The sequence below is a fragment of the Pseudomonas sp. PME37.24/006 genome (assembly GCF_055556635.1).
Window position 1 is genome coordinate 142274 of sequence record NZ_JBVHNL010000005.1, and the last position, 20128, is coordinate 162401.

A 20128-nucleotide genomic window follows, 5' to 3' on the forward strand; every position below is an offset into this window, starting at 1 on the left:
TTGCGATAGCAACGCACTCCAGCACAGCACTCCAATGCAAACTAAGAAAGCCGAACCATTAACTTCTTATTTTCTTTATCCCCAGCAAGTATAACGGGACTTTCATATATAACTTCACGTACTTTCGAAAAAAATAGTAGTCACTTTTCCCTGACCATTTTCTTTCAAAAACATACTGCGACCTTTTTGTCATCAGCCATTGGCGCAGGGTGCTGTGGGTCTTGAGGGTTCGACTGTCCAGATGATCAACCACTGAACTAGTCACCAGACCGTGGAGAAGCCCTTTTTCTTTAAGCGTTCGAGCGTAATCGTTGTCCGCGTACCAAAAATAGAAGCGCTCATCTAGCATGCCAGTGATATCGAGCATTTCTCGCCTGAACACCAGGCACCAGCCGGATATTTCCCTCAGTACGTCGTAACCATGATGGATTCCACTGTCCAGATCGAATCCATTGCGTGGATGGTGCAACGAGCAAATTGGGCTGGCGCTGTACAATCTTTCATCAGCAGAAAAGGCCTTAAGCAGGCTAGTAGCCCATCCGGGATGAAAGCTCAGGTCGTTATTGCAAATCGCGACAAACGGGCTATCCCCTTTGGAGATACCGTGATTCATGTAGCGGTGATAATTAAACGGTGGCGGCAGATAGACCGTCTCCACAGACTCGAAATCATATACGGGCGCGACATGGTTGGACTCAACCACGATCACGCGAAAAACAATCGAAACAGGATCTTCAGACGCAAGCAAAGTACTAAGACAATGCTCGGTCATAGAGCGAAGCTCTTCATTCTTGGCGAAGCTCAATATCACGACATCAATGGAAACAGGAGCACCATTAAGGCTGACTTGCGGATGAAGCGACGACTCAAGCATGTGGTTTCCCTGCGGTATGACTCTTTTTCAATAGAAGATGCCTGACCCGCTTCAGGAGTTGGCGATCCCAGTCGCGAAGAGGCACTTGCCGAAGTAGGCTCCACGCATACTTTTTGTCATCCGTAACCGCCATACGCAGAGCTTTGGTTATCAACCGGGCTTTGCCTGATGCGTATGCAGAATGTTCCCTGTAAGCTTGGATAACCTGCAGGCCGTAGTCGTATTCAGATTTGTAATTCTTCGACAGGCTGTCTGGGTGCTTGCGATATAGAGTAACGACATCGGGAAGAATATCCACATAGTAGCCAGCATGGGCGATTTTCAGCGTCATCTGGAAGTCCTGTACCTTGATCGCGGGGTCATAGCCACCCACGGCCAGCATCACGTCACGCCGGTACACTGCGATGTTGCCACCGACAACCAAAGCCAAAGCCAAAGCCTGATAGAAATCATAACGCCGCACCCTGCGCTTCTTGTCTTTCTTCGGAAGCAGTTCACCCAGTTCATCTATACGGATCGCCACGCCACCAAGACAACCTACCTCCGGGTGTTCGTGCAGATAAGCAGCCTGTAGAGCTAGGCGACCAGCGGGCATCACATCGTCGGCGTCGAAGGTCGCTACGTAAGCACCCTGAGCCAATGCCAGGCCGGTGTTCAATGCTGCGCTGACGCCCTGATTCTCCTGCCTAACGAATTCGACACGCTGCACCTGGCTGGCTGGCTGGAGGGCCTGCAGGCTGCGCTCGATGACTTGCACGCTGTCATCACTGGAACCGTCATCGACGACGATCAGTTCGAAGTTAGCGTAGTCCTGCTCCAGCACACTGCGCAAAGCATCGCCAATATAGGAGGCATAGTTGTAGCAGGGGACGATGACTGAGACGAGTGGCATCTCGGCTGCTTTCATTCGAGACCTCGCCAGCCACGGGGGCCTACCTGCCAGGATTTTTCAAGGTGTAATCCCGGTGGGCCGATCAACACATCAGCCGGTAAATCCTTCCACTGTTTGTTCTTCCACATCATGAAGTGCAGATAGGGCAACTCTTCGTCCCCCTGCTCGCTATTACTCAACCGACCATCGTTCAGGAACCAGCTATCAGCCACAACGCGGCGTCCATCCGCATGAAGGGTATACGTGCTGTGCGACTCGACAAACTCGCTGCGCTGGCTCCAATCGTTAAAGCGTGCAGCAAATGCACGCAGCGGTTCCGGCCAATTCTTGTGTCGAACGAAAATACGACTGAAGGCCCCTTCGTCGAGCGCTTGGTGAGCTTGATCCTCGTAACGACGCTGCCAGTTGGGAATCTGCCGAAAAGCATCCCGCATGAGAGCGGTATTGCGCAGCACACATAAATGCCCAGAAATTCTTCGACTATGTGTCGAAAATAGATCCTTACTTTGCAGTCGGTCGGATGTGAAGTAACGGCGTAGATCGCCATAAATCACGTCTATATCACCGAAGGCCCAAAAATCATACCCCTCCAAATCTTCGGCATGAACGGCACCAATCGCAGGCTTGATATCACACAGTTTGTAAGGGCTATCAGGCTTAAAACTAATGCTCAAACGCCCCGAAACCAGCTCACAGTAATCAGAAAATGTCATGCTGATGAAGCGGACATTAGGAGGAGGATCTTCAGGGATAGCGCAATCCGTATACAACAACCAGTCAATACTCGGGTTACGGCGGCAGCTCTCGAGAAAAAAATCGAACCAGAAAGGCCATCGACCAAAATAGGGGATCACAAAACGAATGCTGGGCACCTTCAAACTCCAAGAAAACCTCTGATTTTCCCCCAGCGCCGCTCGTATTGAGCCTTGCGCAGTGGGGCCTGCATCGCCAGAACGATCTGCCTGCCTAAATCGAAAAAGCGAAACCGACGCTCAGCCAAGTCGCATCCCTGTTCAGCAATACGACTTGCCAGAACCGAGTCAGTTCGCAAACGTTTTAGCTTTTCTCGAAACTCCTCTACCGACCGATACAGCACAACATTCTGCATATCAACGAAGCCTAAAGCCTGATTCTCTTGGGCACCTTGATCATAGGTAAACAAGATACAGCCACAGGCCATCGCTTCAAAATTCTTGATCATATATTCACCCATCCCGACATCAGCACTGGCAAAAAAGCGTATTCGATTCAGGGTCTGTACGTATTCACTACCAGAGCTCGTGCGCATGACCTGAAGAGGTTCAAGACGCGACAGGGCCCCGAGCATCTCCTTACGGCCATGATAAGCACCACTTTTGGTGCTGCCCACGAATGCCAATTCGATATCACGTTCACCCTGTGCATTGGTCAATAAACTGTGGTCGTAGCCTTTAGGGACAAATACAGCATCCACGCCTTCGCTCTGCAGGCGACTGGCTACTCCAAACCCAGAGCTTAAGACCCGAGCCCATGGTAGATGCCGATAGTGCTTCGAAAAAACACCCTTATACTTTCCAGGGATATAGTTCTGATAAGCATCATGCTCCAGAAAAACCACGTTAGGAATTGTTCTTATAAAAGAAACCTGGCGTATTTCTTTCTTGAACCTCAGAAAAAAAACAATTCGATCATATCTATGCACATCAACATGACGCGCAAAGTACTTCTTGAGGCTGTCCTGCTCGTCATTTGACAGTCTACGGATATCACACTCGCAGTGAGCAGCAATACCTTCATATAGCCGGTCGAGTATTATTCTTTGTTCCGCCTGAACCAACAAAAGAACCTTCATGGCCTCCACCATTCTTTCGCTTCGACAACAATCTTATCTGATCTACTTCGTATGGAGGCTATCATATGAGCATAACGATTTTCTCGGCGCCCCATTGAGCGCTTCGATGAAAAAATTTCGTCGACTATTTCCCCGCCGATTCTGACCCGAGCAGCACGTACGTCTAACGTATGTAAAAGAGCCCCAGAGTCTGCCATGACAAATCGCAGCAGGCGCTCTGCATGAAGAGCACGCCCTGAGCGCTGGCAATACTCAAGCGCTCGCTCGATACGTTTCCCATATGGTAAATAGGCTTGTCGACCACATATCGCGAAGCGATCATTCAGCCCATTCCACCATTGCCAATTTGGAATATAAACAGCTTTCGATTTATTGGCAGCTGCGCGAATGGCAAAAACAGGGATTGGATCTAAATAGAGCAAATCCGGCCTTAAAAAAATCACGACGTCAGGCCCGTAGGCCTCAACTCGCAAGGTGACTCTATATAATGAATTTAGCTGATGAATCAGATTGGAAAAAGATCTGTACTCATCTTTCCATACGTCTCCTCGAGCTTTTAACTCATCGGAACCCCAGCGAGCGAGGCAGATGCCCGGCAACTCTAGTTCGCCATCCATCCAGGAAAACGGCTCATAATTCTCTTTAGACAGCACGCCGTGCTCACCCGAACGAGGGTTGATTACGTCCTGCTGGTCATAAAAATGATAAAAGGATTTGACACCAAAATCAGCTGGCAACTGAGCATATATATGCTGCTCAATAGAGGGATAACACATCGCCGTATTTCTAGGAATCCCAAAATAAACAATCGCAACTTTCACTCTGCCGCCTCGATTACAAAAACGCAAGACATAAAACTCGGGCAAAATCGGGACAACCACTTCCCTTATAACTCATGATGCAGTTTAATTGCCCTCGAGACATGAGATTTAAGCGCACACGGCGCTTAAAAGGGTCATCAGCTCCAGCTTTTCGGAGTCAGTAGCATTATTAGATTTTTCCACCATTCAACATGCTGCCTGTTTTTGTTTCTTTGCCAGAAACCTTCATCCTTAACGAATCCAGGATCACGACCACAGTCCAGATCACTTTTGCAGATTGATTCGGGCTGCTGTTGGCATAGCATTGGATAAGCGGCCCGCCCCGGAAAGCGACGCTTAAGAAAAGTATCAATACCCTGATTACAGTATTGCTGAGATATCACATGCTGGGCAGCGTCACTGCCAAGTACGTAAGCATGGGTTCCCAATGCCCGACAACCAACAATACCTTTTCGCCATATTGGCCATAGCTTTCCCAGTATCAACCCCATATACAAGACAGGAGGATTATGCCGATCCAGATAACAGTTTATGCGATCGACCTGCTCTGACTTTACCTCATAGAACAACACGTCATCTTCCAAAATAAGAGCACGCCGCCAGCCACGATCAAGCAGCATTTGAGCGCAACGTTGATGCGATTGAAAGCAACCCCGCTGTGGATCCAAAGGATCGCGTTCGGCCAGCACGAACTCTACGGTTAGAGATAAACGAGAAAATTGTTCCAGCAACCTTTCACGCCGATCCTCTCGCTCAACAAGACTGATACATAAAACACCATCGAGCGCGAACCAATCACTCACATTCAAACCCCTAAATCTAGAAAAGCGGACGGAGCGAACCTATCTCGCACGATACATCTTCAGGCAACTGGAGATAAAATCTTCGCGAACTTTTCTTTTATAGAAATATTGATAGCATAATTTCCGCGACACCTTCTCCGATTTGAATATGGCATATAACGCAAAAAATCTCTCTGCTGCCAACGCATCATGCTTTGTAACTAAACCAGACACCGCGGCATCGTAAACATCCTCCGACATATATTTTTCAAACCAAAAACGATAAAATCGCCCTACACAGAATGCTAGGCAGAAGAGTCTATCAGTGACATCGAAAGAGCACCCTTCAAAGTCAATAAACTTTAGATCACCGGCTGCTGTGACAATTATGTTATTTGGATGCGAATCCAGATGAACAAACCCCTGATCAAGCATCCGAGAAAACAACTCAAAGACACGCGGTAATATATCACCGACGATAGACCTGTCTCGCTGCAAAAGAGCATCGAGCGTATAACTCCCTGGAAAATACTCGACCACCAGTAGCTCTTCAAATAAAAAGCCAAACGTTCGCCTGCGGGCATAACCATATACAGCGGGAGTTAAATCACTGCTTGTTAGTTTAGCAAGATTTGAAAATTCATCAGCCAAGCAATTCTTTCCCGACCGTTTTACTCTTAATCCATTGCGAAATCTAACACTCCAACGTCCAAATTTTCTGTACTTGAATACAGCATCTTCGTTTTTTAGTAGGTAAACCGCACGCTCCGCGTCGGCAACGCCAAACGCCGGAAAATCAGCAACATATCCAACCAAGAACTCTTCAACACGCTTGTGAGTAGCTTCCTTGCCTGGCGCAATAAAAAACTCAAAATGGCCTACTTTAGTTTTTTTGAATTTCGCACATTCTGAATCCGCCATATAAATCCCAACACTCAACCTTGCATATTTTTCAGAAACAACTCACCAAACCGGTTACGGGCGGCAGCATCATCAAAGCGCGTAAGTGCCTCAACATATTTAAGTCTCTCTATACCCTCCTGCGCGGCAAGCTCAACCAGTATCAAAGCAAGCTTCCTGTGATCCCCAAATGGAAATAGATCACCTACGCCGCCAACCACCTCACGCCCACCACCACAATCACTGCATACAACCGGAACCCCTGCCGCCATAGCCTCCAGTAATACCATGCCAAATGGTTCGTGGTCAGAACTCAAAACGAATACGTCGAACGCCTTAAAATAGCGTCGCCCTTGTGGTACTTGGCCAAGAAAATTAATAGAAGCACTCACACCTAGCTCAGCTGCGAGCGACTTCAGATCAGCCTCTAACTTGCCACACCCCATGATTGCCAACTGACTTTTACTAGGAAGCCTTGGTAAAGCTCTGGCAAAGCCGCGAATGAGAGTGGCTTGATCCTTGTCTGGATGTAGCCTGCCGACGTTACCCACAACCCAGGCATCCTGCGGTAATCCGAGAAACTCACGAGATTCCTCGCGGCTGACTTGCAAAGCCTGTACTGCCTCAGTATCTATACGGTTATAGAGCGTCTCTATACGCATCCCAGGCCAGGCGGGCAGGCATGATCTGATGTCGTCACGCACAGCATTGGAAACACCGAGCAGCGTCAGTCGCTTGCGAAAGGCATTGGCGAAGAACCTTCGAAAACGACGCTGATAAACACCGAAGGCGTGGTTTATGCCAATTACTGGTAAACGGGTGGCCAAACAAGCGACATAAGTAGGCTTAAAACGATGAGCGATGCAGAGTTTGAAATTATGTGAACCAACTAGACGGCGAATATCTCGGATGACGCCTAACTTGAGACCACGCATATCGCGTGAGCCATAACCGAGAAATACTACTTCATCGGAGGCGGAACCCGCCTCGACATCGGCATTAGCTATCCCCGACAAGTAGACAGTCATTACCTTATAGCGAGTGCCTGTAAACAGACTGGCGTACTGGCGAGCGCAATCCAAAAAAGGCCCATCGTAGCCATGGCAGATTTGTAGAACCCAAGGCTCAGAACTGCTCATTCAAGACCGCCTCTAGCTGGCATGTTCAGCATTGCGAACATGCCAAGCGAATACATATTGAAATGACTCGTGCACTCACTGGGTAGCTCCGGCTTGGGAGACCAGAACCTGGAAGGCCCGCTCCACACGACGCACACTTAAAAAAAACGACCAGAACCGCCTGGCCGCACCAATTGAAAGGCTTGGGCGGACAACGATATTATTTCCCCAGCCTGGGCGCCAACAAAAGCCATCTCGCCTTTTACGGTAAATGGTCAATACCGGCACACCTAAAGCGGATGCCAAGTGGCCAATACCTGAGTCATTACCTATCACGTATCCGGACTCGCAAAGGTATGCGGCCAGCTCCTTTGCATCAGCCAAGAAGGGTACTGGAAACTCCTCTTCAAAAAGAGGTGCCCACTCTGCCCGTTCTTTTGGAGACAGAACAAACTCAGGCTCATAGCCCAGTAATTTCAGCCTACGCGCCAAGCTCAGGTACTTCTTATAAGACCAGTTCTTCTTTTTGTTGTACGAAGACGCATGCAATACGACGCGTGTGGAGTAACGTTGCGTTTGCAGTTGACCTGGAATGCAAAATCCGATGTCCGCTGACGCATCCGGCAACTCCAGTTTGGTCTTGCAGAACGCTACTGCTTGCTCAACCATCGTCGCACTATCATCGTCCAAGACGCGCAAACGCCCAGCGCAAGACGCCAGTTTTTGCAAAACTACCGCTTTCTCCAAGCCGTGCGTCGACGCAATTCTCTCAAAATGATCGACAACATAGTCAGGGGCAACACGCAAAGCGCCGACAAAGACAAAGCGTTCGGCCAGCCACTCAGCAGGCTGCGACGTAATGGCTATCACCCCTCCGCAGTCAGAAATCACTACATCATAGGATTCATGTAGTGACTGCACGGCACTGGAGTCGGGGAAGGAAATGATCTCCAGCCCAGGCAGCCACTGCGCAAGATGAGCTAGGTGATTACTGACCATAGTCACCCTGAAACCAGCGCGCGCCAAATTACTGGCAATGAGCACATAAATCAGGCTATCGCCCAACCCCAATGACGGCACTACAGCAACACAGCAGTCCGAGCGTTCGAGGTAAGCTTGCCCAGCTAAAGCCGCATTATCTGCACTCACTGCCGGCCTTATTCCTTCACCACCAGAATATCTTCCATGATCAGGTATTGCAGATCCGAGCCGAAGAACATGTTCAGGGCGTCGGTGGGCGAGCAGATCATTGGCTCGCCACGGCGGTTCAGTGAGGTGTTCAGGGACACGCCGTTGCCGGTGAGTTTTTCCAGCTCCAGCATCAGGTCGTACCAGCGCGGGTTGTATTCGCGCTTGAGCACCTGAGCGCGGGACGTGCCGTCTTCGTGGACGACTTCGCTGACGCGCTCTTTCCATTCATCGTTGACCTCGAAGGTGAAGGTCATGAACGGGCTCGGGTGATCGACCTTGAGCATCTGCTCGGCGACGGTGTCGAGCATCGACGGGCAGAAGGGTCTCCAACGCTCACGGAACTTGATCTGTTCGTTGATGCGGTTGGCCACGCCAGGGATGCTCGGGCAACCAATGATGGAGCGGCCGCCAAGGGCGCGCGGGCCGAACTCCATGCGGCCCTGGAACCAGGCCACGGGATTGCCGTCGACCATGATCTGCGCGATGCGCTGCGGCATGTCGTCGATCTGCTGCCATTTCGGCGCATTCGGGTGGCGTGCGCAGGCCGCGATGACGTCTTCATTGGAGTAGGCGGGGCCGAGGTAAACATGCTCCATCTTCTCGACCGGCACGCCGCGCTTGTGGGAAACATAGGCAGCGGCGCCAACGGAAGTACCGGCGTCGCCGGAAGCCGGCTGAACGAACAGCTCTTTGACCTCGGGACGAGCAATGATCTTCTGGTTGAGCTTGACGTTCAGCGCACAGCCGCCAGCAAAAGCGATCTTGCCGGTGTCGCGAATGATGTCGCCCAGGTAGTAATCCATCATTTCCAGCGCCAGCTTCTCGAACAGCGCTTGCATGCTGGCGGCATAGTGGATGTAGGGATCGTCGGCGATATCGCCTTCACGCTTGGGCCCCAGCCACTCGATCAGCTTGGGCGAGAAGTAGAAGCCCTTGCCCTTTTCCTTGTAGCGACGCAGGCCGATGACGTTGGCGTAGTCGGTGTTGATCACCAGTTCGCCGTTCTCGAACTTGGCCAGGCGGGAGAAATCGTATTTGCTGGCATCGCCATAGGGCGCCATGCCCATGACCTTGAATTCACCGTCGAGCATCTCGAAGCCGAGGAATTCGGTAATCGCGCCATACAGGCCACCAAGGGAATCCGGGTCGTAGAATTCCTTGATCTTGTGGATGCGGCCGTTCTCGCCATAACCGAAGAAGGTGGTGGCGTACTCGCCCTTGCCATCGATACCGAGGATGGCGGTCTTCTCGGTAAAGCCCGAGCAGTGATAGGCGCTGGCGGCGTGCGCCAGGTGATGCTCGACCGGCTCGATCTTGATCTTTTTGGCGTCGAAACCGAGTTGTTCCAGGCACCAGACGATTTTCTTGCGGTAGCGCTTGTAGCGACGGTTGCCCATGAGGATCGCGTCGAACGCGCGATCCGGTGCGTACCAGTAGCGCTTGGCGTAGTGCCAGCGCTCTTTACCGAACAGGCTGATCGGGGCGAAGGGAATCGCCACTACGTCGACGTCCGAGGGCTTAATGCCAGCCTGCTCCAGGCAGAACTTGGCCGACTCGTAGGGCATGCGGTTCTTCGCGTGCTTGTCGCGCACAAAGCGCTCTTCTTCGGCAGCCGCGATCAACTTGCCGTCGATGTACAGCGCAGCGGATGGATCATGGCTGAGGGCGCCGGAAAGGCCAAGAATCGTCAATGCCACGGATAAAGCCTCTTAGTGCGCTTGCCGAACGTCGACAGGCGCGATTGTTTGGTTTCGCCAAGCCCGCCTGGGGCGGGCTCAGGTGATAATCGGTAAACGCAGATCCAGCTCCTGATACAAGGCGCTTTCTGCCGACCAGTTGCGCAACAGGCGCGCACGATCCCGGGCATAGGCGGCCTTGAAACTGCTGGTGCTGCCGTGATGCTGCATGGCATCCAGATCAATCAGCGCCCAGCGGCCAGCCTGCCACAGGATGTTGTTGCCCTTGAAGTCACCATGGCTGATGCGCTCACGCAGCAATGCCGCGAACAAGGTCTCAAGCGCCTGCAGATCCGCCTCGGGCGGCAACTCGTCTGCCTGGTAGGGCGCGAAACGAGCAATTATATCCACACCCGGCGTGTGTTCGGTAATCAGATAAGCCTGACGGCGCAGCCACAGAGTACGACGCTCGAGCACGGCCAGCGGCTTGGGCGTGGCGATGCCTAGAAAATCCAGGCGATTGCCTTCGCACCAGCTGTGCCAGGCACGACTGGGCCGCCAGAAACGCCTCAGCCAGTGCCCGAAGCTCTTGATGTTGTAGCGTTTGATAACCAACTGTCGGCCAGCTTGCTCGACCCGGGCCACAGTAGACGAGCCGCCCAGTTTGAGCGGCTGCCCAGCGGCAATTGCCGCGTCCGGATCGGCCAGCAATGGCGCCAGCAGTGCATCGTCTTCCCGCCGCACCACCTGCAGGCGCGAGGCGCTGCTGGAGGCCCGAAAGGCCGTGCACTCACGCTCGATCTTGGCCATGTACGCCTGCATGCGCGTCGCTCGCGCCTTGGTCACGGCCTTGAGCAGTGCCTCCAGCGGCAGCGCATGCTCGCCATTGATCAGCAGGTAATGCACCAGCAGCTCTTCGACAAAACTGTCGACGGCACCGGGAAGCTGCGCGAAGAACAGCCCGAGATTGGCCAACACCTTATCGCGCGACAGCGGTTGCCCGGGAGTTTCAGCGCGGATGCCACCGCCATCGATCAGATAAAGGCGGCCATCCTGGCGCAGCAGATTGTCCAGATGCAGATCATCCTGCCAGAGTCCCTTGCGGTGCAGCTCAGCGATCACCGCCAGGGCTTCGCCCAGCACCTGCTGCTGAGCGTCACTCAACCAGGGCTGATCGGCCACCGCCTGCCAGTCGTCGGCCAAGCTGCGAGCGTTCTCGAGGAACTCGAACAGCAGCCAGCCACCCTCCCCGGAGATTGAGCCATGCTCAATCAGGGGCGGTGTACACAGCCCCTGCTCCGCCAGCAACTGGGCGCCCTGCAGCTCACGGGCGTAATGCCGCTCGGCCTTGCTGCCGACCAGCAACTTGGCCAGCACCGCACGCCCTTGCCACTGCGCTCTGCCCACATAGCGTTGGCCTGGCAGCACACGCAGCAGGCTGTGCAGCTCGAGAGATTGCTCTGCCGGTGCCTCGATCAGCAGCGGCAGTTCGGGGCTACGCCCCACATCGGTCAGAGAGGCCAGTTTCATGCGCGCTGAGCCTTGTCCTTGAAGCGCGCCGTCAGGCGCTGCAGCCAATGATGCACGCTCTGTTCACTGCCCAGGTAGGCGGCCAGGAACGCGACCGTATCTTCTTCACTCCAGGGATTGGCGCGGCGCAACAGCGGTTCAAGATCCTTGATCCGGTCACGCTCGCCGAAAAACAGCGGGCGCGTCTTTTCCAGGTCGATCAGTTGAGCAGCGAAGCCGTCAACACTGGGTTGCAGGAAGATATGCTTGGGGTAGAAGCAGCCATGCAATTGCCCTTTGTCATGTACCTGGCGGGCCAGTGCACCGCAGGCGCTAACGATTGCCAGGCGCTGTTCGGCAGCGAGTGCCGTCCAGCCGGGTAGCCAGCTGTCGAGATCCTGCCAGCCATCCAACGCCCGGGTCAGCAGAATGGCCCGGCGCTCGCCTGCGACACGCCGCTCGGCATACAACGACGCACTCATGGCCGGGATGCCCAGGCGGCTGTAGCGGCGGATGCTGCGGAATTCACGCGCTAACGTCGGCTCGCCCAATGGGCGCTCCAGGCTGCGGGTCAGGTAGTTGCTCTGACGTTTCAGGTAGTAGCCATGACCATCCAGGTCGAGCCGGTACACCGAACTCCAGCCGCCACGTGGGGCCTTGTTAGGCTCGTCCACTGCATGCAGCTCGAGCGCCCACAGCGCCTCGAAACTGGCCAGATTGTGGCGTTCGAGCAGCGAGCGATCCTCGCTGTCGATGAAGTCCTTCATTCTCTTCCCTCGAAATAGCGGACGATTTGGCCGATACGATGCTTATCACTGTCGTTCAATCGCTCGCGACGCCGGTACTGCAGGTAAAAACGCAGCCGCTGAGTACGTGACAGGTGATATTTGGCGACCTTATCCAAGCAGGCCAGATCCTTGACGATACGCCTGCGCAGAAACGGCCCCCACCAGAATGCTCCAGTCGGGCAGTCGATGAAATACAGGCGGCGGTGCTCGTCGACCAACAGGTTGCGCCACTTCAGATCATTGTGCGCGAAGTGGTGGTCATGCAGAGTGCGCGTGGCCTTGGCCAACTGGCAGCTGACATCCTCGACCCAGGCACGATCACGTAGGCGCGCATCGTTGCTGTCAGCAAGGCGCCACATATCCATGGTGTCGGCCAACTCCTGAGTGATCAACGCGCCCCGATCAAAGGTGGTGCCCTTGCGCTCAAGGCCGTAGGCGGCAATCGGCGCAGTGGGAACGCCCCAGGCGGCGAAATGCTTGAGGTTCTGCCACTCGGCCTTGACCCGCGGCCTGCCGACGAAGCGGCGAGCGCCTTTGCCCGCGCCGTGGTAACGCTTGACGTAATAACGCAGCCCATCGAACTCCACACGGATCACATCCGACAGCGGATCCTGGGTAATCGCCTCGCCCTGCAGCGCGAAGACCGCCTCCAAAGTGGCGAACGCTCTTGCAGCCTCTGGCGTTGCCAGAGCGGTAACGCGCCACTCACTCATGGCTTGCCCCTGTTTCGTACTTGCGCGTATAGCGCGACAGCAAGCGTTCGGCCTTGCCTTGCAGCCAGGCCAGCAACGCGGCCTCGTCCTTCAGGATCTGGCGCAACGAACGCGCGCTGCCGGTAGCAGCGAAATAAGCCTTGAGGAAGCGCAAAAAGTCGCGCTGTGTAAGGCCGATATTCAGCGCCGAAAAGTACAGCCCGGCCAGATCCTTGTCGCGCCAGCGCCGCGGTACGGCAGGACGTATCTGGGCGCGGTGCAGGTCGATCACCGACAGGCGGAAATCAGCGGCGTCGAACGGCTTGTCGGTGTGCAGCATGAAATGACAGATGTAGCAGTCGCGGTGGTTCACGCCGGCAGCATGCATGCGCCCGGTCATTTCAGCCACACGGCGAATCAGCGCACGCTTGAATGCTGGCTGTGGCGGCTGGTCACGCCAATTGACCGTCAGTTGCTCCAGATCGACGGTCGGCGCCAGTTCTTCGGTGACGATGAAGGAATGCTGTTGCGCCGGGTTACTGCCGCGCTCGCCGTAAGCCACGGCGGTCATGGTCGGCACACCGGCCTCGGTCAGGCGCTGGATCGCTTTCCATTCCTGACCAGCACCGAGCACCGGCAAACGTGCGGTGGACAGGTTCTTGAGGATTTCGCCCCAACCCACCCCGCGGTGAATCTTCACGAAGTAGCCTTTGCCGTCGACTTCGGTGCGCAGCGTGCGGCGCGCCTCGAGCTCCCGGTAGACCTGGCCTTGCAGGCGCTCGACTTCCTGGAAGGCATCCTTGCCCTGCCACAGCGTGGCGAATGGCTGTTCGAGAAACAGCTTCATGGCTGGACACTCCTCATCACGGGCGCGGCGCCAGAATCACATCAGCGGCACGCTGCGGCATGCTGTACAAATCAGCGCTGCCGGCGAATGCCAGGCCGTTGCGTTGCCAGGCTGCACGGCCTTCGGCGTCTGCCAGCATCTGGGCGAGGGTGCGGTTCAGCGTGGCCTGCTCAAATGGGCTAGGCACCACGCGACCAACATCGGCATCCCTGATGTAGTGAGCGTAGCCACAGACATCGGTCACCAGCACCGGCAATCCTGCCACCAGCGCCTCAAGCAGCACGGTGCCGGTATTTTCGTTGTACGCCGGATGAATCAACAGATCGGCGCCCAGCAGGAAGCGCGGAATATCGCTGCGCCCCTTGAGAATTTGCACCCGGTCGCCGATCCCCAGCGTGGTGATCTGCATCAGGAAGGGCTTGGGATCGTCCTGGCCGATGACGATCAGCCGGGTACGTTTCTTCAACTCGGGCGGCAGCGCGGCCAGCGCCTTGAGGCTGCGATCCAGCCCCTTGGTCTTGAAGCCTGAGCCGATCTGCACCAGCAGCAGATCGTCATCGGCCAGTTTGAACTCGCGACGGAACTCGGCGCGTATCTCGGCAGCGTTGGCCGGTGCTCGACGATCCTGGGAAATCCCCGGCGGCAGCAGATGGAAGCGCTCGGCCGGCGTCGCGTAATGCTTGACGAACAGCGGCTGCTGCACCTCCGATATCATCAGGATCTCGGTTTTCGATTCGGGCGCGAACACCGCACGTTCGTATTCGGCGAAATGCTTGTAACGGCCCCAGCGGCGATACAGCGGGTTGCGCAAGGTCTGCGCCTTGTCTTCGAAACAGCCGTCGGCGGCGTAGTACACATCCAGCCCAGGCATCTTGTTGAAACCCACCACGCGATCAACCGGACGCTGACGCAGATCCGCCTGAACCCAGGCGGTGAGCTTTTCGTTGCGGTGATGATTGAACAGCGCCTTGACCGGCACCACGACCACCTCGAAACCCTCAGGTATTTCGCCTTCCCAGATCGGCGTGTACACGCGGATGCTGTGACCGCGGCTCTGACACTCAAGTGCGATACGCATGAAGTCGCGCTGCAGGCCGCCGAAAGGAAAGTATTTGTAGAGGATGAAAGCCAGGCGCATCGGCCCTTCGCTCTGTGGCATCAGTCTATCCCCATGTCCAGCAGCAGCGCGTGCAACTCGGTGAACACCCGCTGCGGCAGCAAATCATCGAAACACGGCTTGTCGCGATCACCCTTGCCAGCATCCGGGCCGCTGGCACACAAGTGAATCTGCGAACGGCCGTAGGCGCCAACGCGGCCGGGCAACGTCGGCCCGTACAGCGATACGCAAGGCACATCCAGCGCGGCAGCCAGATGGCCGAGACCGGTATCCACGGCAACGCAGGCCTGGGCACCGGCGATCACCTTGGCGACGCCGGCCAGGTTGAGCTTCGGCAGCACCGCAGCACCCTCGATGCCGGCAGCAATACGCTCGGCTCGCGCCTTTTCTACCGCGTTGCCCCAGGGCAGCCGAACCGACCAGCCCTGCTCGCTGACCTGCTCGGCCAGCTCGCGCCAGTAGGCTTCCGGCCAGTGCTTGCTCGCCCAAGTGGTGCCGTGCAGGAATACCAGATAAGGGCGCGGTGACGGATCTGCAAGCTGGGCGCGATCCAAACCGTAATCACCCAGACCGGCGGGCACGCTGTAACCCAGCGCCTGACCGAACAGCTGGCGGGTGCGCTCCAGGGCATGCTGGGCACGGGGTACGCTGTAGCGGCGATCATAGAAGCGCGTGGCAATCGGCTCGCGGGCGGAATTGCGATCCAGCCCGGCCACTGGCGCCTTGACGTATCGAGTCAGCCAGGCGCTCTTGAGCAGCCCCTGGGCATCGATAACCAGGTCATAACGGGTGTCGCGCAAGCGTTGCTTGAAGCGCGACCACTCACCGCTACGCAGGGTCTGCAGCGGGTGCTTGCGCCAGCGGCGGATGGCCACCGGAATCACCTGGGCAACCGCCGGGTGCCAGGCCGGAATCTCGGCGAAGCCCTCCTCCACTACCCAGTCGAAACGGATACCGGGAATGGCTCGGGCCGCGTCGGTCAGCGCCGGCAGGGTATGGATCACATCGCCCAGCGACGAAGTCTTGATCAACAGCACTCGCATCCGCCGCTATACCTCGACCGGACGGGCGACGAGCCGATCCAGCGCATCGTTGGCGACGCGCGGTTCGAGCTGTACCAGGCAGTTGTAATGGCCAAAACGGCAGGTACGGTCAAAGCACGGGCTGCACTCGATACCGAGACGAATAATTTCGACCTGTTCGGCCAAAGGTGGAGTGAATGCAGGCGAAGTCGAGCCATAGACCGCCACCAACGGGCGATTGAGCGCTGCCGCCACGTGCATCAGCCCGGAATCGTTGGAGACCACCGAGGCCGCGCAGGACAGCAGGTCGATGGCCTGGGCCAGACTGGTTTCACCGGACAGGTTGACCACTTCCTCACGCAGCCCCGGGATCAGCCGTGAACGGATATCTTCGCCGACCGGGTGATCTTTCTTCGAGCCGAACAGCCAGACCTGCCAGCCCTCACGGATCTTGTGCTCGGCGACACGAGCGTAATGCTCGCTCGGCCAGCGCTTGGCCTCACCGAACTCGGCGCCCGGACACAGGGCCAGAACCGGCCGATCCAGAGTCAGGCCGAAGCTCGCCAGCGCTGCGTCACGGGTCGCCGGATCGATGCTCAGCGAAGGCCGTGGATAGGGCTGCGGCAGCTCGGCACCAGGCGCGTAGGCCAGCGCCATGAAACGCTCGATCATCAGCGGGTAACGGGCTTTGTCCAGGGTGCGCACGTCGTTGAGCAGGCCGTAGCGCATCTCGCCCTTCCAGCCAGTGCGCACGGGGATACCCGCGAAGAATGGCACCAGCGCCGATTTCAGCGAGTTGGGCAGCAGAATCGCCTGGTCATAGCGGCCAGCCAGGGATTTGCCGATGCGCCGCCGCGTGGCCAGTTCTAGCACGCCGTGACCGAGGGGAAAACTCAGCGCCTCACGCACTTCAGGCATGCGCTCGAGAATCGGCCGACTCCACTCCGGCGCCAGCACGTCGATGGCGCAATCGGGATAGCGCACTTTCAGACATTGAAACAATGTCTGCGCCATCACCATGTCGCCTACCCACGAAGGGCCGATGATCAGAATATTCATAAGCTCAACGGTGCAATGATTGAGGGGGCACGGTGGCGAGTGACGGTCATCAGAGGCCCAGTTCACGCCAGATACGCATCACGTTGCGTCGGTGCTCGTGGAACTGGTCGCCACCCACTACCCCGGGCTGCTTCTGCAACGCCTGTCGATGGGCTGCAGAGCGATAGGTTTTGTAAGCATCCTGCAGCAGGGTCGCCTCGCCATCGCGGAGCAGACCGAGCCGATCCAGGCCTTCCAGAATGCGAATGTTATCGGTGAATTCGAGCAGTACCGGGTGCTGCTTCGACCACGCCAGAGCCGCGTATTGGACCATAAATTCAATATCGACGATACCTCCGGCGTCCTGCTTAAGGTCGAACACCGCCGCTACGTCGAAGGCATTGTCCGCCGTGCCGGCAGCGGTAGCGCGAGTGCCGAGATTGTCACGCATCTTCGCACGCATCTCACTGACCTCGGCCTGCAGCCTGGCCTGATCACGCTCACGGGCCAGCACTGCCGTACGCACCTCGGCAAAAGCCGCACCTACCCGCGGGCAACCGACCAGCACCCGGGCACGCACCAGCGCCTGATGCTCCCACGTCCAGGCTTCGCCTTCCTGATAACGCCGGAAAGCCCCCAGCGAGCTAACCAGCAAGCCCGCTGCGCCAGAGGGACGCAGCCGCATGTCGACCTCGTAGAGCTGGCCGGAGTTGGTCTGCGCGGTCAGCAGATGAATGATGCGCTGCCCCAGCCGGGCGAAGAACTGCGCACCGTCGATGGGCTTGGCGCCATCGGTCTCGGCTTGAGAGTCGCCATCGTGGATGAACACCAGATCCAGGTCGGAGCCGTGCCCCAGCTCGATACCACCGACCTTGCCGTAGCCGACGATGATGAAGTCCGGCGCACACAGGCTGCCGTCGGGCCGCTGCGGCGTGCCATGCCGAGTGACCATCTGCCGCCAGGCCAGGGCCAGCACCTGATCGAGAATGGCCTCGGCCAGCCAGGTCAGGTAATCACTGACCTTCATCAACGGCAACGTCCCGGTAATTTCCGATGCGGCCACGCGCAGACCGTGGGCCAGCTTGAAATGGCGCAGCGCTTCCATCTGCTGCTCCAGATCCTCCTCGGGAATGCGCGTCAGCCGCTCCTGCAGCTCGGCCGCCAGTTCCGGGGCCTGGGGCGGGCTGAACAGACGCCCTTCATTGAGAAGTTCGTCGAGCAGCAGCGGAAAACGGCTGATCTGCTCGGCGATCCAGGGGCTCGCCGCACACAAGGTCAGCAGGCGCTGCAACGCACCAGGGTTTTCCGTGAGCAGCACCAGATAAGCGGAGCGCCGGGCGACCGCCTCGATCAGCGGTAGCACGCGTTCGAGCACCAGATCCGGCTTTTCCTGCTCCACCGTGGCGGCCAGTAACCGCGGGATGAAGGCATCCAGACGCTCGCGGCCGATGCGCTGCATGGCCCGCACCTGATTGCCGTTGCGCAGGCCTACCAGGCGCTGCCAGGCAGATTGGGCATCGGTGAAGCCAGCTTCGGCCAGTTGCCGGCAGGCGGCCTCCTCATCCTGATCGTCGTTCCACAGCGGCAGCCAGGCAGCACCGACCATGGGCTCCTCGCCGGTGTCTTGATCTTCGTCCGGGTCGGCGATGACCTGACGGAAGTGCCAATCGACACGCCCACGCCAGTACATCAGTTTTTCATGGAAGGCTTCCCAGCCATCGAAACCGAGCATGAACGCCACCCGCGCACGATCCTCATCGTTGTCCGGCAGCATCTGCGTCTGCCGGTCATCGATGGCCTGCAGGGCGTGTTCGGTGTAACGCAGGAAGGCATAACCGGCGAGCAGTTCGTCGACCGCCTGCGACGGCAGATAGCCTTGCCCCTTGAGGGTATCGAGCACCTTGAGCAGCGAGCGCTGCTGCAGGCTCAGATCACGACCGCCGTGAATCAGCTGAAAGGCCTGGGCGATGAATTCCACCTCGCGGATACCGCCGGAGCCGAGCTTGATGTTCTCGGCCATGCCCTTGCGGCGTACCTCCTGCTGAATCAGCTGCTTCATGGTGCGCAGCGCGTCGATGGCGGAGAAGTCCAGGTAACGCCGATAGACGAACGGGCGCAGCATCTCCAGCAACTGCGCGCCTGCCTCCTGATCACCGCCGACCACCCGCGCCTTGATCATCGCGTAGCGCTCCCAGTCGCGACCCTGATCCTGGTAATACTGCTCCAGCGCATTGAAGCTGAAGACCAGCGCGCCGGAAGAACCATAGGGGCGCAGGCGCATGTCAGTGCGGAACACGAAGCCGTCGACGGTAATGGCGTCGAGTGCCTTGATCAGTTTCTGGCCCAGCCGAATGAAGAACTCCTGGTTATCCAGCGGCCGTTTGACCCCCTGGGTTTCACCGCCTTCCGGATAGCCGAAGATCAGGTCGATATCCGACGACAGGTTCAACTCGAAGGCACCGAGCTTGCCCATGCCGAGGATAACCATGTGCTGCGGCTCGCCAGTGCGGCGCCCGACCGGCGTGCCGAACTGCTCGCAGTGCCTGGGGTAGAGCCATTGATAGGCCAGATCGATGCAGGCATCGGCCAGATCGGAAAGATCGCGACAGGTTTCCACCAGATCCGCCTGACGGCTGACATCCCGCCAGATGATGCGCACCTGCTGACGATTGCGAAAGCGCCGCAGACTGCGCGCCAGGGCGTTTTCGTCAGTGCACTCGCTCAGTTGCTCGGCAAGCTGCCCCCGCAACTCGCCAGCCGCCAGCCGGCGCTCCAGCTCACCGCTATCGGCCAGCTCGAGGAGCATCTGCGGGTCACGCAGCCCCTGCTGTGTGACGAAGTCACTGGCCGCCGCGACACGCTGCAAATGCTCCTTGCGCAGCGGCGGCCAGCCGGCGAAATCGGCGGCAGCCTGGGAAGACAATTGGCTGAAGGCCTGAGTCAGGGACTGTTCGGCGCGCTGGGCCAGCGGCTGGAGGATGGCGGGCAAAGAAACCAGCGCGGGCAAGCTCATGGTCTATCCTTTTCGGC

18 protein-coding genes are annotated in these 20128 nt (G+C 57.0%); all 18 read right to left on the reverse strand.

From position 1 onward, the window contains the following. Positions 1-58 precede the first annotated feature (58 nt). Positions 59-874: a glycosyltransferase family 2 protein gene (locus ACZ3GY_RS21640; RefSeq protein WP_465911931.1), complete on the reverse strand. Its 816-nt coding sequence runs from the start codon at positions 872-874 to the stop codon at positions 59-61. Next, positions 867-1781 carry a glycosyltransferase family 2 protein gene (locus tag ACZ3GY_RS21645; protein ID WP_465911932.1) on the reverse strand — a complete coding sequence of 305 codons (915 nt, stop codon included), beginning with the start codon at positions 1779-1781 and terminating at the stop codon, positions 867-869. Before ACZ3GY_RS21645 ends, ACZ3GY_RS21640 begins: the two co-directional genes overlap by 8 nt. Further along, on the reverse strand, positions 1778-2644 hold the full coding sequence (locus ACZ3GY_RS21650) for a DUF6625 family protein (RefSeq protein ID WP_463563281.1): 867 nt from the start codon (positions 2642-2644) through the stop codon (positions 1778-1780). The genes ACZ3GY_RS21645 and ACZ3GY_RS21650 overlap by 4 nt, the downstream gene beginning before the upstream one ends. Then, the gene (locus tag ACZ3GY_RS21655) at positions 2641-3597 is read right to left on the reverse strand and encodes a glycosyltransferase family protein (protein WP_465911933.1); all 957 of its coding nucleotides are present in this window, start codon (positions 3595-3597) and stop codon (positions 2641-2643) included. Before ACZ3GY_RS21655 ends, ACZ3GY_RS21650 begins: the two co-directional genes overlap by 4 nt. Next, a complete protein-coding gene (locus ACZ3GY_RS21660) occupies positions 3594-4418 on the reverse strand; it encodes a hypothetical protein (protein WP_465911934.1) in 825 nt (274 codons plus the stop codon). The genes ACZ3GY_RS21655 and ACZ3GY_RS21660 overlap by 4 nt, the downstream gene beginning before the upstream one ends. A 137-nt stretch (positions 4419-4555) precedes the next feature. Next, positions 4556-5221, reverse strand: a complete 666-nt coding sequence (locus tag ACZ3GY_RS21665) for a hypothetical protein (RefSeq protein WP_465911935.1) — start codon at positions 5219-5221, stop codon at positions 4556-4558. A 39-nt stretch (positions 5222-5260) separates the two neighbouring features. Continuing rightward, complete coding sequence (locus tag ACZ3GY_RS21670) at positions 5261-6121, reverse strand: AarF/UbiB family protein (protein ID WP_465911936.1); 861 nt, start codon at positions 6119-6121, stop codon at positions 5261-5263. A 14-nt stretch (positions 6122-6135) separates the two neighbouring features. Then, entirely contained in the window at positions 6136-7239 is a 1104-nt protein-coding gene (locus ACZ3GY_RS21675) for a glycosyltransferase (RefSeq protein WP_465911937.1), read from the reverse strand. Between the two features lie 75 nt (positions 7240-7314). Next, entirely contained in the window at positions 7315-8367 is a 1053-nt protein-coding gene (locus ACZ3GY_RS21680) for a glycosyltransferase family 9 protein (RefSeq protein WP_465911938.1), read from the reverse strand. A gap of 8 nt (positions 8368-8375) precedes the next feature. Continuing rightward, positions 8376-10106, reverse strand: coding sequence for a carbamoyltransferase family protein (locus tag ACZ3GY_RS21685; RefSeq protein WP_465911939.1), 1731 nt, complete (start codon positions 10104-10106; stop codon positions 8376-8378). Positions 10107-10184: 78 nt separating this feature from the next. Continuing rightward, complete coding sequence (locus ACZ3GY_RS21690; protein WP_465911940.1) at positions 10185-11615, reverse strand: lipopolysaccharide kinase InaA family protein; 1431 nt, start codon at positions 11613-11615, stop codon at positions 10185-10187. Further along, complete coding sequence (locus ACZ3GY_RS21695) at positions 11612-12361, reverse strand: lipopolysaccharide kinase InaA family protein (RefSeq protein WP_465911941.1); 750 nt, start codon at positions 12359-12361, stop codon at positions 11612-11614. Before ACZ3GY_RS21695 ends, ACZ3GY_RS21690 begins: the two co-directional genes overlap by 4 nt. After that, positions 12358-13095, reverse strand: a complete 738-nt coding sequence (locus tag ACZ3GY_RS21700) for a lipopolysaccharide kinase InaA family protein (RefSeq protein ID WP_465911942.1) — start codon at positions 13093-13095, stop codon at positions 12358-12360. Before ACZ3GY_RS21700 ends, ACZ3GY_RS21695 begins: the two co-directional genes overlap by 4 nt. Beyond that, positions 13088-13921, reverse strand: coding sequence for a lipopolysaccharide core heptose(I) kinase RfaP (gene rfaP / locus ACZ3GY_RS21705; RefSeq protein ID WP_465911943.1), 834 nt, complete (start codon positions 13919-13921; stop codon positions 13088-13090). Before rfaP ends, ACZ3GY_RS21700 begins: the two co-directional genes overlap by 8 nt. Before the next feature lie 16 nt (positions 13922-13937). Next, the gene (locus ACZ3GY_RS21710; protein WP_465912010.1) at positions 13938-15059 is read right to left on the reverse strand and encodes a glycosyltransferase family 4 protein; all 1122 of its coding nucleotides are present in this window, start codon (positions 15057-15059) and stop codon (positions 13938-13940) included. Positions 15060-15079: 20 nt separating this feature from the next. After that, the gene (waaC, locus tag ACZ3GY_RS21715) at positions 15080-16081 is read right to left on the reverse strand and encodes a lipopolysaccharide heptosyltransferase I (RefSeq protein ID WP_225836134.1); all 1002 of its coding nucleotides are present in this window, start codon (positions 16079-16081) and stop codon (positions 15080-15082) included. 6 nt (positions 16082-16087) lie between these two features. Then, on the reverse strand, positions 16088-17119 hold the full coding sequence (gene waaF, locus ACZ3GY_RS21720; RefSeq protein WP_465911944.1) for a lipopolysaccharide heptosyltransferase II: 1032 nt from the start codon (positions 17117-17119) through the stop codon (positions 16088-16090). 49 nt (positions 17120-17168) lie between these two features. Then, positions 17169-20111 carry a bifunctional [glutamate--ammonia ligase]-adenylyl-L-tyrosine phosphorylase/[glutamate--ammonia-ligase] adenylyltransferase gene (glnE, locus tag ACZ3GY_RS21725; RefSeq protein WP_465911945.1) on the reverse strand — a complete coding sequence of 981 codons (2943 nt, stop codon included), beginning with the start codon at positions 20109-20111 and terminating at the stop codon, positions 17169-17171. Positions 20112-20128 lie beyond the last annotated feature (17 nt).

What these genes read in the sequence shown, in the direction of transcription:
- ACZ3GY_RS21640 (WP_465911931.1), bottom strand. Translation starts at nt 874, where the DNA reads ATGCTTGAGTCGTCGCTTCATCCGCAAGTCAGCCTTAATGGTGCTCCT.
- ACZ3GY_RS21645 (WP_465911932.1), bottom strand. Translation starts at nt 1,781, where the DNA reads ATGAAAGCAGCCGAGATGCCACTCGTCTCAGTCATCGTCCCCTGCTAC.
- ACZ3GY_RS21655 (WP_465911933.1), bottom strand. Translation starts at nt 3,597, where the DNA reads ATGAAGGTTCTTTTGTTGGTTCAGGCGGAACAAAGAATAATACTCGAC.
- ACZ3GY_RS21670 (WP_465911936.1), bottom strand. Translation starts at nt 6,121, where the DNA reads ATGGCGGATTCAGAATGTGCGAAATTCAAAAAAACTAAAGTAGGCCAT.
- ACZ3GY_RS21675 (WP_465911937.1), bottom strand. Translation starts at nt 7,239, where the DNA reads ATGAGCAGTTCTGAGCCTTGGGTTCTACAAATCTGCCATGGCTACGAT.
- ACZ3GY_RS21690 (WP_465911940.1), bottom strand. Translation starts at nt 11,615, where the DNA reads ATGAAACTGGCCTCTCTGACCGATGTGGGGCGTAGCCCCGAACTGCCG.
- ACZ3GY_RS21695 (WP_465911941.1), bottom strand. Translation starts at nt 12,361, where the DNA reads ATGAAGGACTTCATCGACAGCGAGGATCGCTCGCTGCTCGAACGCCAC.
- ACZ3GY_RS21700 (WP_465911942.1), bottom strand. Translation starts at nt 13,095, where the DNA reads ATGAGTGAGTGGCGCGTTACCGCTCTGGCAACGCCAGAGGCTGCAAGA.
- rfaP (WP_465911943.1), bottom strand. Translation starts at nt 13,921, where the DNA reads ATGAAGCTGTTTCTCGAACAGCCATTCGCCACGCTGTGGCAGGGCAAG.
- ACZ3GY_RS21710 (WP_465912010.1), bottom strand. Translation starts at nt 15,059, where the DNA reads ATGCGCCTGGCTTTCATCCTCTACAAATACTTTCCTTTCGGCGGCCTG.
- waaC (WP_225836134.1), bottom strand. Translation starts at nt 16,081, where the DNA reads ATGCGAGTGCTGTTGATCAAGACTTCGTCGCTGGGCGATGTGATCCAT.
- waaF (WP_465911944.1), bottom strand. Translation starts at nt 17,119, where the DNA reads ATGAATATTCTGATCATCGGCCCTTCGTGGGTAGGCGACATGGTGATG.
- glnE (WP_465911945.1), bottom strand. Translation starts at nt 20,111, where the DNA reads ATGAGCTTGCCCGCGCTGGTTTCTTTGCCCGCCATCCTCCAGCCGCTG.